This window comes from Microbacterium sp. UBA837, assembly GCF_002296025.1.
In the GTDB taxonomy this organism is placed as follows: Bacteria; Actinomycetota; Actinomycetes; order Actinomycetales; family Microbacteriaceae; genus Microbacterium.
On record NZ_DBHD01000052.1, the window covers coordinates 4,905 to 20,263 of the forward strand.

Annotated in this window: 14 protein-coding genes and 1 tRNA gene; 1 reads left to right on the forward strand and 14 read right to left on the reverse strand. The window is 66.3% G+C overall.

All coding sequences use genetic code 11. The annotated features are described in order from the left end of the window. A partial coding sequence (locus B3587_RS03635) for a response regulator (protein ID WP_292726623.1) occupies positions 1-398 on the reverse strand: 398 nt, incomplete at its 3' end. Between the two features lie 38 nt (positions 399-436). Between B3587_RS03635 and B3587_RS03640 the strand changes: the two genes are divergently transcribed. Next, a tRNA-Leu gene (locus tag B3587_RS03640) sits at positions 437-519 on the forward strand. Positions 520-605: 86 nt separating this feature from the next. Here B3587_RS03640 and B3587_RS03645 read toward each other — a convergent pair. From B3587_RS03645 to hisG, 13 genes are all read right to left on the reverse strand, one after another. After that, positions 606-956 carry an SHOCT domain-containing protein gene (locus B3587_RS03645; RefSeq protein ID WP_228178973.1) on the reverse strand — a complete coding sequence of 117 codons (351 nt, stop codon included), beginning with the start codon at positions 954-956 and terminating at the stop codon, positions 606-608. A 110-nt stretch (positions 957-1,066) separates the two neighbouring features. Continuing rightward, entirely contained in the window at positions 1,067-2,515 is a 1,449-nt protein-coding gene (pyk, locus tag B3587_RS03650; RefSeq protein WP_292726625.1) for a pyruvate kinase, read from the reverse strand. 70 nt (positions 2,516-2,585) lie between these two features. Beyond that, entirely contained in the window at positions 2,586-4,052 is a 1,467-nt protein-coding gene (locus B3587_RS03655) for a glutamate synthase subunit beta (protein ID WP_228178702.1), read from the reverse strand. Then, positions 4,045-8,625: a glutamate synthase large subunit gene (gene gltB, locus B3587_RS03660; RefSeq protein ID WP_292726627.1), complete on the reverse strand. Its 4,581-nt coding sequence runs from the start codon at positions 8,623-8,625 to the stop codon at positions 4,045-4,047. The genes B3587_RS03655 and gltB overlap by 8 nt, the downstream gene beginning before the upstream one ends. A 95-nt stretch (positions 8,626-8,720) precedes the next feature. Then, the gene (gene lgt / locus B3587_RS03665) at positions 8,721-9,692 is read right to left on the reverse strand and encodes a prolipoprotein diacylglyceryl transferase (RefSeq protein ID WP_292726629.1); all 972 of its coding nucleotides are present in this window, start codon (positions 9,690-9,692) and stop codon (positions 8,721-8,723) included. A 72-nt stretch (positions 9,693-9,764) separates the two neighbouring features. Further along, positions 9,765-10,550, reverse strand: coding sequence for a tryptophan synthase subunit alpha (gene trpA / locus B3587_RS03670; RefSeq protein WP_292726631.1), 786 nt, complete (start codon positions 10,548-10,550; stop codon positions 9,765-9,767). Continuing rightward, positions 10,547-11,761, reverse strand: coding sequence for a tryptophan synthase subunit beta (gene trpB / locus B3587_RS03675; protein WP_228178706.1), 1,215 nt, complete (start codon positions 11,759-11,761; stop codon positions 10,547-10,549). The genes trpA and trpB overlap by 4 nt, the downstream gene beginning before the upstream one ends. Then, positions 11,758-12,534 carry an indole-3-glycerol phosphate synthase TrpC gene (trpC, locus tag B3587_RS03680; RefSeq protein WP_228178707.1) on the reverse strand — a complete coding sequence of 259 codons (777 nt, stop codon included), beginning with the start codon at positions 12,532-12,534 and terminating at the stop codon, positions 11,758-11,760. Before trpC ends, trpB begins: the two co-directional genes overlap by 4 nt. 2 nt (positions 12,535-12,536) lie before the next feature. Next, positions 12,537-12,767 carry a DUF6704 family protein gene (locus tag B3587_RS03685; RefSeq protein WP_292726633.1) on the reverse strand — a complete coding sequence of 77 codons (231 nt, stop codon included), beginning with the start codon at positions 12,765-12,767 and terminating at the stop codon, positions 12,537-12,539. A 42-nt stretch (positions 12,768-12,809) separates the two neighbouring features. Then, positions 12,810-13,397 carry a Trp biosynthesis-associated membrane protein gene (locus tag B3587_RS03690; RefSeq protein ID WP_292726635.1) on the reverse strand — a complete coding sequence of 196 codons (588 nt, stop codon included), beginning with the start codon at positions 13,395-13,397 and terminating at the stop codon, positions 12,810-12,812. Next, complete coding sequence (gene hisI, locus B3587_RS03695; protein WP_228178710.1) at positions 13,394-13,753, reverse strand: phosphoribosyl-AMP cyclohydrolase; 360 nt, start codon at positions 13,751-13,753, stop codon at positions 13,394-13,396. Before hisI ends, B3587_RS03690 begins: the two co-directional genes overlap by 4 nt. Beyond that, positions 13,750-14,514, reverse strand: coding sequence for an imidazole glycerol phosphate synthase subunit HisF (hisF, locus tag B3587_RS03700; RefSeq protein WP_228178711.1), 765 nt, complete (start codon positions 14,512-14,514; stop codon positions 13,750-13,752). Before hisF ends, hisI begins: the two co-directional genes overlap by 4 nt. Beyond that, positions 14,515-15,354 carry an ATP phosphoribosyltransferase gene (gene hisG, locus B3587_RS03705; protein WP_292726638.1) on the reverse strand — a complete coding sequence of 280 codons (840 nt, stop codon included), beginning with the start codon at positions 15,352-15,354 and terminating at the stop codon, positions 14,515-14,517. It lies immediately after the preceding gene. Between the last annotated feature and the right edge of the window lie 5 nt (positions 15,355-15,359).

Below are 15,359 nucleotides of genomic sequence, written 5' to 3' on the forward strand. Positions count from 1 at the left end.
CGGGCAAGAGCGATTTCGATCGCGGGAAGGAGGTCGTTCGGGGTGAAGGGCTTCACGACATACGCGAGGGCACCAGCTTCGCTGGCTCGCTCGACGAGTTCCTTCTGGCTGAAGGCGGTGAGCAGAACGACGGGTGCGATGTTGTTCTTGTTGAGCTTCTCGGCGGCTGAGATGCCGTCGAGCTGTGGCATCTTGACGTCCATGATGACAAGGTCTGGGCGTAGCTCCGTGGCCAGCTGAACCGCGCTCTCGCCGTCGCCGGCTTCGCCGACGACATCGAAGCCGTTGTCGCGAAGGATTTCGACGATGTCGAGCCGGATGAGGGACTCATCTTCGGCGACGACGACACGACGGGGGGTCCGGGCGGCGGACGTAGCGGCCTGCTCTTGCTCTGTCACCTTTGAATCCTACGGTATGGTCAATGCGGACGTGCCAGGCCGGTGTGGCGGAATGGCAGACGCGACCGACTCAAAATCGGTTGCCCGAAAGGGCGTGTGGGTTCGACTCCCACCACCGGCACGTGAGAAGAGCCGCGACCCGCCAGGGGTGCGGCTCTTCTCATGTCTCGATCGTGCGGCTTGGGAAGAGCGCACGATGGGCGCGGCTCAGGCGCCGAAGAACTGGTTCCCGAGTGCCTTGCTCTTGAGCGCGTCGAATTCGCCCTGCGAGATTGTGCCGGCATCCAGGAGCGCTTTGGCGCGCTCGATCTCGGCAGTCGGGTTCGCGGCAGCGGCGGGACGATACTCGTCGGTCTCGGGAACCACCCCGCGACGGATGCTCGCGCGAGCGGCCATCCCGCGTCCTCGCGCGATCACGTAGACCAGAGCCGTCAGGAACGGCACGAGCACCAGGAAGATGATCCACAGCGCCTTCCAGCCGCCTGCCAGAGTGTGGTCGCGGAAGAGATCGATGATGATCAGCGCCACGACGTAGATGTAGGCGGCGATGTAGAACATCACGAGCGCGAACTAGAAAATGTCCCAGATGCCGAGCACGGCTACCTCCGAATGCGAAACGGTCGCGCTCAGCATAGTGCCGAGCGCGACCGTGTCGTGCGAAGCGAGTGTCAGCCCGCGTTCTGGTACGCGGGCGCTTTGCCGTGCACCGCATCCCCCACATTGTGAATGCGGATGTCGTTGGTCGTGCCTTCGATTCCGGGAGGCGAACCCGAGATCACGACAACCTTGTCTCCGACCTTGGCCAGGTCGTTCGCAAGCAGATAGTCATCCACCTGCAGGAACATCCGGTCGGTGTGTGACACGTGTTCGACGAGGGTCGACTGGATGCCCCAGGTGACCGCCATACGACGGCGGATCGCCGGGTCTGGGGCGAAGGCTAGCATGGGGATCTTCGGTCGCAGCCGCGACAGGCGGCGGGCTGAGTTGCCTGACTCCGTGAACACGCACAGGAACTTGGCCTCCACGAAGTCGGCAACTTCGTTGGCGGCGAGCGTGATGATGCCACCCTGGGTGCGCGGTTTGGTGTGGATAGGTGCGATGCGCTCAAGGCCGTGCTCTTCGGTCGACTCGATGATGCGAGCCATGGTCTGTACGACGACCACGGGGTACTCCCCCACGCTGGTCTCGCCCGAAAGCATCACCGCGTCGGCTCCATCGAGGACCGCGTTGGCGACATCGCTCGTTTCAGCGCGCGTGGGAACCGGGTTGTTGATCATCGACTCGAGCATCTGCGTGGCGACGATGACCGGCTTGGCCATCGCGCGGCACAGCTCGACTGCGCGCTTCTGCACAATCGGTACGGCCTCCAGCGGAAGCTCCACGCCGAGGTCGCCACGGGCGACCATGATGCCGTCGAAGGCGTCGATGATCTCCTCGAGGTTGTCGACGGCCTGCGGCTTCTCGATCTTGGCGATAACCGGAACCCGGCGGCCCTCCTCGGCCATGATCACGTGAACACGCTGGACGTCCTTGGCATCCCGGACGAACGACAGGGCGATCAGGTCGGCGCCGGTGCGCAGACCCCAGCGGAGGTCAGCCTCGTCTTTGTCGGAGAGGGCGGGAACGTTGACCGCGACCCCGGGAAGGTTGATGCCCTTGTTGTTGGACACCGGGCCGCCGACGATGACTTCGGTCGTGACGACCGTGCCGTCGGTCTCGACGACCTTGACGCGAACCTTGCCGTCGTCGATGAGGAGGAAGTCTCCCGGCTTCACGTCGGCAGGAAGACCCTTGAACGTCGTTGAGACGATCTCTTTCGTGCCGAGGATGTCCTCGGTCGTGATCTTGAAGATGTCGCCGACCGCGAGGTCGTGGGGTCCGTTCTCGAACTTGCCTAGGCGAATCTTTGGTCCCTGCAGGTCGACGAGAACCGCGACGGCGCGCTGTGCGTCGTCGGCAGCCTTGCGGACATTGGCGAAATTGTTCTCGTGAACCGAGTAGTCGCCGTGGGAGAGGTTGAAGCGGGCCACGTCAACACCGGCATCGATGATGGCGCGAACCATCTCGTATGTCGAGGTTGCCGGGCCCAAGGTTGCGACGATCTTCGCGCGTCTCATCCGAGTATGCTCCGTTGTTTGCGTGATGCAGGCAGAAGGCCTGCGGGTATAGGCAGGGGCCGGGCCCAGCCTACGCGTGCGCCATACCGATGGCGACATCCGTCGGGTTAACAGGAGACGGAAGCTCCGTGTCGCCCATCAGATACCGGTCCACCGCTGCAGCGGCCGCGCGTCCTTCGGCGATCGCCCAGACGATGAGGGACTGGCCGCGCCCGGCGTCACCGGCAACGAACACCCCCGGATGCGTCGTCTGGTAATCGTCCTCACGGGCAACGTTGCCGCGATCGGTGAATCTGGTGCCGAGCTGGTCTTCCAGAAGAAGTCGCTCGGGGCCGGTGAAGCCCATGGCGATGAGCACGAGATCTGCGGGGATCTCGCGTTCGGTGCCGCTCTTCGGGATGCGTCGGCCGTCCACGAACTCGGTCTCAGCTACCCGCAGGTACTGCACCTCGCCTGCGTCGTTACCGAGGAACTCGACGGTGGACGCGAGGTACATCCGCTCCCCGCCTTCCTCGTGGGCTGACTGCACTTCGAACAGGGTGGGGGCCATCGGCCATGGCTGCGCTTCAGGGCGCGCCTCGGGAGGGCGGCGACCGATCGCGAGGTTCGTGACGCTCAGCGCGCCCTGGCGGTGTGCCGTTCCAATGCAGTCCGCACCGGTGTCGCCGCCACCGATCACGATCACGTGCTTGCCCTCCGCCGTGATCTGGTTGGCTACGGCATCCCCGGCGACAGCGTGGTTCGACTCGACGAGGTACTCCATCGCGAAATGGACGCCGGCGAGATCGCGTCCTGGGATCGGAAGGTCCCGCGGAACTGTTGCGCCGGTTGCGACGACGACAGCGTCGTACCGGGCACGCAGGGCATCCCAGGTGATGTCGGTGCCGATGTTCACGCCGGCACGGAACCGGGTTCCTTCATCCTGCATCTGACGAAGACGCGACTCCAGGTGGCGCTTTTCCATCTTGAAGTCCGGGATGCCGTAGCGCAGCAGGCCGCCGATACGGTCATCCCGCTCGTAGACAGCGACGGTGTGACCAGCCCGCGTGAGCTGCTGCGCGGCGGCGAGGCCCGCTGGGCCTGAACCGACCACTGCGACGGTCTTCCCCGTCAGGCGGCCCGGCGGCTTGGGCTCGACCCACCCGCTCGCAAAGGCCTGATCGATGATCGAGACCTCGACCTGCTTGATCGTCACCGCCGGCTGGTTGATCCCCAGCACACACGCGCTCTCGCACGGCGCGGGGCAGAGCCGACCCGTGAACTCCGGGAAGTTGTTCGTGGCGTGCAGACGGTCGATCGCCGCACGCCCCTCGCCACGCCACGTGAGGTCGTTCCATTCGGGGATGAGGTTTCCCAGCGGGCATCCCTGGTGGCAGAAGGGGATGCCGCAGTCCATGCAGCGTCCCGCCTGCCGGCGCAGCACAGCGCTGTCGCCCGGTTCGTAGACCTCTTTCCAGTCCATGATGCGAACAGGCACCGGACGGCGTGCGGGCAGCTCCCGCTCGGTCACCTTCAAAAAGCCCTTGGGATCAGCCACCGGTCACCTCCAGGATGCGGGTCCAAACAACGTCGCCGTCGGGGTCGAGGCCCTCGTCGACAGCCTCCTGCCGTGTACGCAGCACGGCGGCGTAGTCCCGAGGAACGACGCGGACGAAGTTGGCGACCTCCTCGTCGAAGCGCGCGAGGAAGTCTGCGGCAAGCGCGGATTCGGTCTGTTCGACGTGCTGCGCGAGCAGATCGCGCAGCATCTCGGCATCCCCGGAACCCAGCGGTCCGAGTTCGAGCTCACCGGTGGCCAGCGCCTCCCGGTTGACGAGGTCGGCGTCGAGCCGGTAGATGTACGCGGTTCCTCCCGACATGCCGGCACCGAGGTTCCGGCCCGTCGGTCCCAGGATGACGGCGAGACCACCGGTCATGTACTCGAGCGCGTGGTCACCGACCCCTTCGACGACAGCGGTCGCCCCCGAGTTGCGGACAAAGAACCGTTCGCCCACGATGCCGCGCAGGAACAGGGTTCCCTGCGTTGCGCCGTAGCCGATCACGTTGCCGGCGATGACGTTCTGCGACGCATCGAAGGCAGCATCCTCGGGAGGCCGGATGACGATCTGACCGCCGGAGAGCCCCTTGCCGACGTAGTCGTTCGAGTCTCCCGTCAACCGCAGCGTGATCCCTGCGGGCATGAACGCACCGAAGGACTGCCCTGCCGAACCGGTGAGGTTGATCGTGATGGAACCTGCAGGCAGACCGTTCTGGCCCTGAGCTTTCGTCACGTGGTGGCCGAGCAACGTACCGACCGCGCGGGCCGTATTGCGCACGGGCAGGTCGATCGTGATCTGGCCGCCGTGCGCGATCACATCCTGCGCCCGCTCGATGATCGGGACGTCGAAGTGCTCGTCGAGCTCATGATCCTGCGGACGCAGGTTGCGGCGCGGCTCGTCGTCGGAGAACGCGGGACCCTCCAGCACGGGTGTCAGGTCCATTCCGCTTGCCTTCCAGTGCGCGATCGCACGGTTGGTGTCAAGCAGTTCGTGATGACCGATCGCCTCGTCGAGCGAGCGGAACCCGAGCTCTGCCAGGTACTCGCGCACCTCCTGAGCGATGAACTCCATGAAGGTCTCGACGAACTCCGGCTTGCCGGTGAACCGCGACCGCAGGACGGGGTTCTGCGTGGCGACACCGACCGGACAGGTGTCGAGATGACAGACACGCATCATGATGCATCCGGAAACGACCAGCGGAGCGGTGGCGAATCCGAACTCCTCGGCGCCGAGCAGTGCGCCGATGATCACGTCTCGTCCTGTCTTGATCTGGCCGTCGACCTGCACGACCACACGATCGCGCATGCCGTTGAGCATCAGGGTCTGCTGCGTTTCGGCGAGGCCCAGCTCCCACGGCGTGCCTGCGTGCTTGAGCGAGTTCAACGGGCTGGCACCGGTGCCGCCGTCGTGTCCGGATACCAGGATGACGTCGGCCAGCGCTTTTGCCGTACCCGCTGCTACCGCACCGATGCCCGACTGGCTCACCAGCTTGACGTGCACGCGGGCCTGCGGGTTGGCACGCTTGAGATCGAAGATCAGCTGCTTGAGGTCCTCGATCGAATAGATGTCATGGTGCGGCGGCGGCGAGATGAGGCCGACACCGGCGGTGGCATGCCGGGTGCGCGCCACCCACGGGTAGACCTTGGTCGGGGGCAGCTGCCCACCCTCGCCCGGCTTCGCCCCCTGTGCCAGCTTGATCTGGATGTCGTCGGCTTCCGTCAGATACAGGCTCGTGACACCGAAGCGCCCCGATGCCACCTGCTTGATGGCGCTGCGGCGTTCGGGGTCGAGGAGACGGTCGACATCCTCGCCGCCCTCACCGGTGTTGGACTTGCCGCCGATCCGGTTCATCGCGATAGCGAGTGTCTCGTGCGCTTCCTTCGAGATGGAGCCGTAGCTCATCGCGCCGGTTGAGAACCGCTTCACGATCGCCGACACCGGCTCGACTTCGTCGATCGGCACGGGACGGCGCACACCGGTGCGCAGACGGAAGAGTCCGCGGAGGGTCTTCAGTTCGCTCGCCTGGTCATCTACGAGCTTGGTGTACTCGCGGAACACGTCGTACCGGCGCGTGCGGGTCGAGTGCTGAAGGCGGAAGACCGTCTCAGGGTTGAACAGGTGAGGCGAGCCGTCTCGGCGCCACTGATACTCCCCACCGGTCCAGAGGCGCTCGTGCGCGCGCTCTGCTTCGTCCTCGGGGTACGCGTAGGCGTGTCGGGCACGGTTCTCGGCGGCGATGACGTCGAGCCCGACGCCGCCGAGCTTGGTCTCGGTGCCGGTGAAGTACGCGTCCACGAACTCCTGCGACAGGCCGACGGCCTCGAACACCTGGGCGCCCGCGTAGGACGACACTGTCGAGATCCCCATCTTGGACATGATCTTCAGAACGCCCTTGCCGAGGGCGTAGATGAGGTTCTTGACGGCCTTTTCGGGCGAAACGCCGGTGATGTACCCGGCGCGCACGAGGTACTCGACGGTCTCCATGGCGAGGTAAGGGTTCACTGCTGACGCCCCGTAACCAAGCAACGTCGCGACGTGGTGAACTTCGCGGACGTCTCCAGCCTCGACGACCAGCCCTACTTTCATTCGCGTCTCGCGCCGGATCAGGTGGTGGTGGATGGCGGCGACCATCAGCAACGAGGGAATCGGGGCGAGGTCCTTGTTGGAGTCGCGGTCGCTGAGCACGATGTACTCGGCACCGTCCTCGATCGCCTGGTCGACTTCGCTGCACATCTGCGCGATGCGCTTCTGCATCCCCTTGTGGCCAGCCTCGACGCGGTACAGGCCACGGATGGTTACCGAGGAGCGTCCGGGCACTGCGGTATCGATGTGCTGGATCTTCGCGAGTTCATCGTTGTCGATGACCGGGAAGTCCAGGGTCACGGTGCGCGTGTGGCTCGGGCCCCAGTCCAAGAGGTTCCGCTCGGGGCCGATACCGAGCGAGAGCGAGGTGACGACCTCTTCTCGGATCGAGTCCAGGGGCGGGTTGGTCACCTGAGCGAACTGCTGGGTGAAGTAGTCGAACAGCAGGCGCGGGCGGTCGCTCAGGACCGCGACGGGGGTGTCACTGCCCATAGCGCCGAGCGGCTCCGCGCCCTTCTGCCCCATGGGGGTCAGCAGAATGCGGACTTCTTCTTCCGTGTAACCGAAGGTGCGCTGACGGCGGGTGATCGACGCGATCGGATGCACGATGTGCTCACGCTCGGGCAGTTCCGCCAGGCGAACGCGACCGGCGTCCAGCCACTCCTGCCAGGGCTGCATCGTCGCCAGATCGCGCTTGATCTCGTCATCCTCGATGATCCGGCGCTGCGCCGTGTCCACGAGGAACATGCGGCCAGGGCGCAGGCGTCCGCGTCGCTTGATGCGCTCGGGCTCGAAGTCGAGCACACCGGTCTCGCTGCCGATGACGACAAGGCCGTCGGTGGTCTCGGTCCATCGTCCGGGACGCAGGCCGTTGCGGTCCAGAGTCGCGCCGACGAGCGTGCCATCCGTGAAAATGAGGGCGGCGGGGCCGTCCCACGGCTCCATCTGGATCGCGTGATAGTCGTAGAACGCGCGCAGATCAGGGTCGAGCCCGACCTGCTTCTCGTAGGCCTCGGGGACCATCATCATGATGGCGTGAGGCAGGCTTCTGCCGGTCAGCGTGAGCAACTCGAGCACCTCGTCGAAGGAGGCCGAGTCGCTGGCGCCGTCGGTGCAGATCGGAAGCAGCGGACGGATGTCGCCGATCAGCTCGGACTCGAGCTGTGACTGGCGTGCGCGCATCCAGTTGCGGTTGCCGTTGACGGTGTTGATCTCGCCGTTGTGTGCGAGCATGCGCAGCGGCTGAGCCAGTCGCCACGAGGGGAAGGTGTTGGTCGAGTACCGCGAGTGAACCACGGCGAGCTCGGATGCGAACCTCTCGTCCTGCAGGTCGGGGTAGAACGGCTCGAGCTGCAGCGTCGTGACCATGCCCTTGTAGCCGAGGGTGCGTGCCGACAGCGAGACGAAATATGCGCCGAGCTCGGTGCGACTGCGCTTGCGGAGCCGGTAGGTGCGGCGATCCAGCGCGACTCCCGACAGCGCAGGGGCGTCACCGACCGCGGGACGCGAAACAAACAGTTGCTCGAAGGCCGGGCGCGCCTCAAACGCGAGCTTGCCGAGGTGCTCCTCGTCGGTGGGGACTTCACGCCAGCCGAGGACCTCGAGGTTCTCGCTTGCCGCGATGCGCTCGATGCCAGCCTTCTGCTCGGCCCGAGCTTCGTGATCCAGGGGAAGGAAGACCATGCCCGCCGCGTACTCCCCCATCGGAGGCAGGTCGAAGTCCACGACAGCGCGAAGGAAGGCATCCGGCATCTGCGTGAGGATGCCGGCGCCGTCGCCAGTACCGGCATCCGACCCGATTGCACCTCGGTGCTCAAGGTTGCGAAGGGCGGTCAGAGCGAGGTCGATGATGTCGTGACCGGGCTCCCCACGAAGGGTCGCGACCATGGCCAGGCCACACGCGTCCCGTTCGAAGTCAGGGTTGTACATCCCCTGCTTGGCGGGGAAGCCGGATTCGCCGGTGGCGATGCGACGGGGGCTCGATGCCATTGCTACCGTCCTCACGTTGATGCTCAAGATGGGACGACGTCGGCCCGGCTGTGTGTGGTGTACGCGGTGATCGGGGTACTACTCCGGTGATCAGATCACTGCGGCCGTGTGGTGCTTGTGGCGCTGCCGGCGGTGACTTCGGGGGCCGGTGGTTCGCTGACGTCGACGAAGTCGGGAGTGTCCTGCGATTGTACAGTGCCTTTCGCGGCGCGTTCGCGACCGGGAACGTACGGTGAAGGCTCCCGCCCGGGGTGGCGGCGCCTCTGCACGATCATGATCGCGAGGCCGATGACGACGCCGAAGATCGCTGCCCACACGTTGGTGCGGATGCCGAGGAAGATCTCGCTTGGATCGATCCGGATGGACTCCCAGACGATGCGGCCGGCGCTGTACCAGATCAGGTAGAGACCGAACAGGCGTCCCCACTGCAGCGCGAAACGACGCCCCGCCCACAGCAGCACAGCAGCGCCCAGCAGGTTCCAGATCATCTCGTACAGGAACGTCGGGTGGAACAGGGTCCCGGGGGCAAGGCCCGGAGGGAACGCGGCGTTGGTGGACTCGATCTCCAAGCCCCACGGGAGGTCGGTCGGAAGGCCGAACAGCTCGTGATTGAACCAGTTGCCGAGTCGTCCCATGGCCTGGGCGATGATCAGACCTGGCGCCAAAGCATCGGCGAATGACCAGAATCGGATGCCGGTCCAGCGGCATCCGAGCCACGCCCCGACTGCCCCGCCGATGAGCGCGCCGTAGATGGCGATGCCACCCTCCCAGATGCGGAAGACCGCCCAGATGTCGGCTCCCTCGCCGAAGTAGAAGCCGGGGTGCGTGACGACGTGGTAGATCCGAGCGACGATGATCGCGAGGGGAACCGCGAGCAGCGCGATGTCGATGACGATCCAGTTCTCGGCACCGCGCTTGGTCAGGCGGTAGTTCGTAAGCAGGACGGCGACGATGATGCCGGCGATGATGCACAACGCGTAGAAGTGGATGCGCAGCGGCCCGAGGTCGATGTAGCTGACACTCGGACTGGGGATGCTCGTCAGGACGTTCTGGAAAGCGCTGATCATGTCGATCGTCCTCGGTTGGTCGGGCGCCGACCGGAGGGCCGACGACGTGAGTCTAGTTCGAGTGGGGCGGGCTCACTGACGAACGGTGCCTGCGACGAGCTCGCGCGCCGCAGCAGCGAGGCCGTCGAGCCCGCCATCACGCAGCGCCCGCACGAGCGCCGTGCCGACGATTGCACCGTCGGCGTATTCAAGGACGCTGCGCACGTGGTCGGCGTTGGAGACGCCGATGCCCACGCACGCGCGCTCTGCACCGTGCTCGCGAAGGCGGGCGACGAGAGCGCGGGCTGCAGCATCCAGTTGCGCCCGCTCCCCCGTGATGCCCATGGTTGACACGGTGTACACGAACCCGGTGGTTTCGCGCACGATCATCTCGAGGCGGGCATCGGTCGAACTCGGTGCGGCGAGGAACACCCGGTCAAGGCCCGTTCGCGTGCTCTCGGCGAGCCAGTCGGATGCCGCGTCGGGGGTGATGTCGGGTGTGATCAGCCCGGCGCCACCGGCGGCGCTGAGGTCGTCGGCGTAGCGGGAGACTCCGTACTGGACTACGGGGTTCCAGTACGTCATGACCAGGACGGGAACGTCGGTGCGTGCTGACACCTCGCGAACCGCGGTGAAGGTGTCACGCATCCGGAAGCCCGCTTGCAGCGCAGCGTTGGTTGCCTCCTGGATGACCGGCCCGTCCATCACCGGATCCGAGTACGGCGGTCCAAGTTCGAGGATGTCGACGCCGGCCTCGGCCAACGTGACGGCGGCCTCGATGCTGGTCTGCAGGTCGGGATAGCCGATGGGAAGGTAGCCGATCAGGGCGCCGCGGCCCTCAGCCCGGGCCGCGTCGATCGCGGTGGCGACGGCGCTCACGGCTGGGCTCCCTCGTCGTACAGCTCGAACCACCGCGCCGCGGTGTCCATGTCTTTGTCGCCGCGACCGGACAGCGAGATGGCCAGAACCGCTTCCGGTCCGAGGTCGCGCCCGATGCGCAGGGCACCGGCGAGGGCGTGAGCCGACTCAATCGCCGGGATGATGCCCTCGGTGCGCGAAAGCAGGCGCAGTGCCTCCATCGCCTCGGTGTCGGTGGCGGGGATGTAGTGGGCACGACCGATGTCGGCGAGCCAGGCGTGTTCGGGTCCGACCCCGGGATAATCCAGGCCTGCCGAGATCGAGTGGGACTCGACCGTCTGGCCGTCTTCGTCTTGCAGGACGAAGGTCTTGGCGCCGTGCAAGATGCCCGGCGTGCCCCGCTCGATGGATGCCGCGTGCCGGGGCGTGTCGACGCCATCCCCGGCCGCTTCGACGCCATAGAGGGCGACGCCCTCGTCGTCGAGGAATGCATCGAACATGCCGATGGCATTCGATCCGCCGCCGACGCACGCGAAGACGGCATCGGGAAGCCGTCCGATCTCATCCAGAAGTTGAGCGCGCGCTTCTTCGCCGATGACCTTCTGGAAGTCACGGACCATGGCAGGGAACGGGTGCGGGCCCGCGGCGGTGCCGAAGATGTAGTTCGTGTTCTCAACGCTGGCGACCCAGTCGCGGTATGCCTCGTTGATGGCATCCTTCAACGTCCGCGAGCCCGTCGTGACCGGGATGACTTCGGCTCCGAGCAGCCGCATGCGGGCGACGTTCAGCGCCTGGCGCTGCGTGTCGACCTCGCCCATATAGATCGTGCAGTCGAAACCGAACAGCGCCGCAGCCGTGGCAGTTGCCACACCGTGCTGGCCGGCTCCGGTCTCCGCGATCACCCGCGTCTTGCCCAGACGCTGCGTGAGCAGAGCCTGGCCGAGCACGTTGTTGATCTTGTGGGACCCCGTGTGGTTCAGGTCCTCACGCTTGAGAAACACCCGCCCGGCGCCGGTGTGCTCGGCGAACCGCGGCACCTCGGTGAGGGCAGAAGGTCTGCCGGCGTACGAGTTCAGCAGCCGAACGAACTCCGCCTGGAACGCCGGGTCGATGCGAGCTGCCTCGTATTCGGCAGTGAGCTCGTCGATTGCGGCGATGAGCGACTCGGGCATGAAACGCCCGCCGAAGTCGCCGAAGAAGGGACCGCGCTGTTCGCGCAGGCTCGTGGTCATGATCCTGCCTCCAGGAACGTGGTGAGGGTCGCGACGGGGTCACCGGTAACCAGCGCCTCGCCGATGAGGACGACATCTGCGCCCGCAGCCCGGTAGTGCGCGACATCGGCCGGCGCTAGCACAGCGGACTCCGCGACAGCGATGGCATCCGCGGGGATGGACTCACGCAGGCGCCCGAACAGACCGCGGTCGAGTTCGAACGTGGAAAGGTCGCGCGCGTTGACGCCGACCAGGCGTGCACCGATGTCCGCGGCACGCTGCAGTTCCTCGAGCGAGTGTGTTTCGACCAGTGCCGTCATCCCGAGCTGTTCGATCAGGCGCATCAGCCGCTCGAGTACCGGCTGGTCGAGGGCCGCGACGATGAGCAGAACGATATCGGCGCCTGCCGCGCGGGCCTCGAAGACCTGATACTCGGTGGAGACGAAGTCCTTGCGCAGCACCGGGAGGGATACTGCAGCACGGACTGACTCGAGATCCGCGAGGCTCCCCTTGAACCGACGCTGTTCCGTCAGAACCGAGATGGCCGATGCTCCCCCGCGCTCGTACAGAGATGCGAGGTGGGCTGGGTCGGGGATCTCGGCGAGGTCGCCGCGTGATGGGCTGGCACGCTTGACCTCGGCGATGATGCGCACGTTCTCGGTGGGTGCCAGTGCTTCGAGTGCCGGGAGCGCGGCGGGACGATCACGTGCGGCGCGTTCGACATCCGCAAGCGGCCGCACGGCTTCGCGCGACCGGGCGTCCTCGAGAGCGCCGGCCGTGAGGTCGGCGAGCATGCTCAATGCTCTTTCGCGGTGTACCTGGAGCCGCCCACGCCGTAGCCGACCTTCGCCATGATCCAACCGACGAGCGCCCCCACCACGACAAGGACTACCGATGCCCACACGAGCCAGACGATCTCCAGGAAGAACGCCAGTGTGCCCAGGGCGATGGCAGCGAGCATGATGACGACAGCCGTCCAGGCCGCCGGCGAGTGTCCGTGGCCGGGGTCGCCGATGGGGTTGCTCATGGATATCCTCCGGTAGTGCGCGGGCTGTGGCCAGTCTAGCGGTCAGGTGGTGGGGTCCCCGCCACGGGAGAGGTCATCCCACGAGTCGATGGCATCGAGGGGTTCGCCGCTCTGGCGGCGCTCGGCGCGCTCGGCCTGGTACCGTTTCCCACCCTCGGGCCACAGGCGGGCTGTCGCGAGAACCCAGGTCCCGGCGGCAGCCATAATGACGGCCGCGACGAGGGCGATGGCGGGCCAGGCCGTGACGGTGATCCCTGCCACAAGCTCCGCGATCGCGCTCTCGCCGCGGATGCCGGTCACGGCTGCAACTTCGGCTGCGACGGCGTCTACGGGGGCGTTGATGGCGATCGGTGCTGCGAGGACGGCCAGAGCCACCCCGAGGGCGGCCCCGATCAGACCGAACACGGGACGGAGGATCCGACCGACGATGGATAGAGCGGCTCCGAGCGCGAGCGCCGTCAGGCTCAGCGGCGCGAGGAGCACCACCGCGGACGCCCCCGCCACGGCGAGCGGTTCCGCGGCACCGTCTGTCAACGACACGAGGAGCCACGTCTGGGTCGAGGAGATGAGGCCCGTCGCACCAGCGATCAGCAGAGCGACAACTCCGACGAGCCGGGCCCGCGCGATCATGCGTCCCCGTGGGTGACAGCCGGTTCGAGGTCGGTCGTGTCGAAGCAGCTTCGCGTACCGGTGTGGCAGGCTGCACCGATCTGCTCGACTTCGATCAGGAGCGCGTCGCCGTCGCAATCCAGCTTCGCACCGCGCACATACTGCACATGCCCGGACGTATCGCCCTTGCGCCAGTACTCCTGACGCGAGCGCGACCAGAAGGTCACGCGGCCGCTGGTGAGCGTACGCCGCAGCGCTTCAGCATCCATCCATCCGAGCATGAGCACCTCTCCGGTGTCCCACTGCTGGATGATCGCCGGCGCAAGTCCGTCTGGGTTGAAGGAGACTGCCGTGATGCGGTCATCGACATCGGTCACGCTCTCACCTCCACGTTCTCGGCTGCCAGTGCAGACTTGACATCACCGACGGTGAGCTGACCGGAGTGGAAGACACTCGCGGCCAGCACAGCGTCTGCTCCGGCGTGCACGGCCGGCGCGAAATGCTCGACCGATCCCGCACCGCCGGAGGCGATCACCGGTACCGACGAGATCTCGCGCATCAGCGACACGAGCTCCAGGTCGAAACCCTCCCGTGTGCCATCGGCGTCGATCGAGTTGACCAGGAGCTCGCCCGCACCTCGATCGATGGCCTCGCGAGCCCATGCCAGCGCATCCAGCGTCGTCTCGGTGCGGCCACCGTGGGTGGTCACGACGAATCCCGAGTCGACCGCTGCGGAGCGCTTCACATCGAGTGAGAGCACGAGGACCTGCGCGCCGAAGCGATCGGCGATCTCGTCGACGAGCCCGGGGCGAGCGATGGCGGCGGAGTTGACCCCGACCTTGTCTGCTCCGACGCCGAGGAGCCGAGCCACGTCGTCGCCCGAGCGTACCCCTCCCCCGACGGTGAGCGGGATGAAGACCTCTTCGGCGGTGCGCTGAACGACGTCGTAGGTTGTCGCGCGCTCGTCGACAGTCGCGGTGACGTCGAGGAACGTGATCTCGTCAGCGCCCTGCCGAAAATACGCCGCGGCAAGTTCGACGGGGTCTCCCATGTCGCGGAGATTCAGGAAGTTGATGCCCTTCACCACCCGCCCGGCGGCGACGTCGAGGCACGGGATGACGCGGGTCGCGACAGCCATCTAGAGCCTCGCCGCGTGGATCTCGGTCACGAGGATGGCGCGAGCGCCGATGCCGTACAGGGCATCCATCACCTGATTGACGCCCTTGCGCGGGCTCATGACGCGTACAGCAACCCACGACGGGTCCCGGAGCGGCGAGATCGTCGGTGATTCGATACCCGGTGCGATCTCGACTGCGCGATCGACGAGGTCCGCCGGGAGGTCGTAGTCGATGAGAACGTATCGGCGGGCAACCATGACGCCGCGCAGACGCCGCAGGAGAGTCTCGGTCCCCTCGACCTCGCGGGGCCCTCCGATCAGGACGGCTTCGGACTCCAAAAGCACCGGGCCGAAGATCTCCAGCCCCGCCTGCTTGAGGGTCGTGCCCGTCGAGACCACATCGGCGACGGCGTCAGCGACGCCCAGGCGCACGGCGGATTCGACCGCGCCGTCAAGCGGAACGAGGTCGACAGCGATCCCGCGCTCGTCAAGGAACGAGTCCACAAGGCCCGGGTAAGCCGTAGCCACGCGCATTCCCTCGAGGTCAGCGAGCTCGGTGAACCTTCCGGGAGGCCCCGCGAAGCGGAAGGTGGAGTCGGCGAAGCCGAGGGACTCGACCTCGCGCGCCGGCATCCTGGCATCCAGCAACAGGTCGCGACCGGTGATCCCGACATCCAGGGCACCCGAGCCGACATACGTCGCGATATCGCGCGGCCGCAGATAGAAGAACTCGACCTCGTTCGCAGGGTCGATGACGTGGAGGTCTTTCGGGTCGCGTCTGCCGGTGTACCCGGCTTCGGTGAGCATGGCGGCAGACGTCTCGGCCAGCGAGCCCTTGTTGGGCACGGCGATTCGGAGCATGGGGG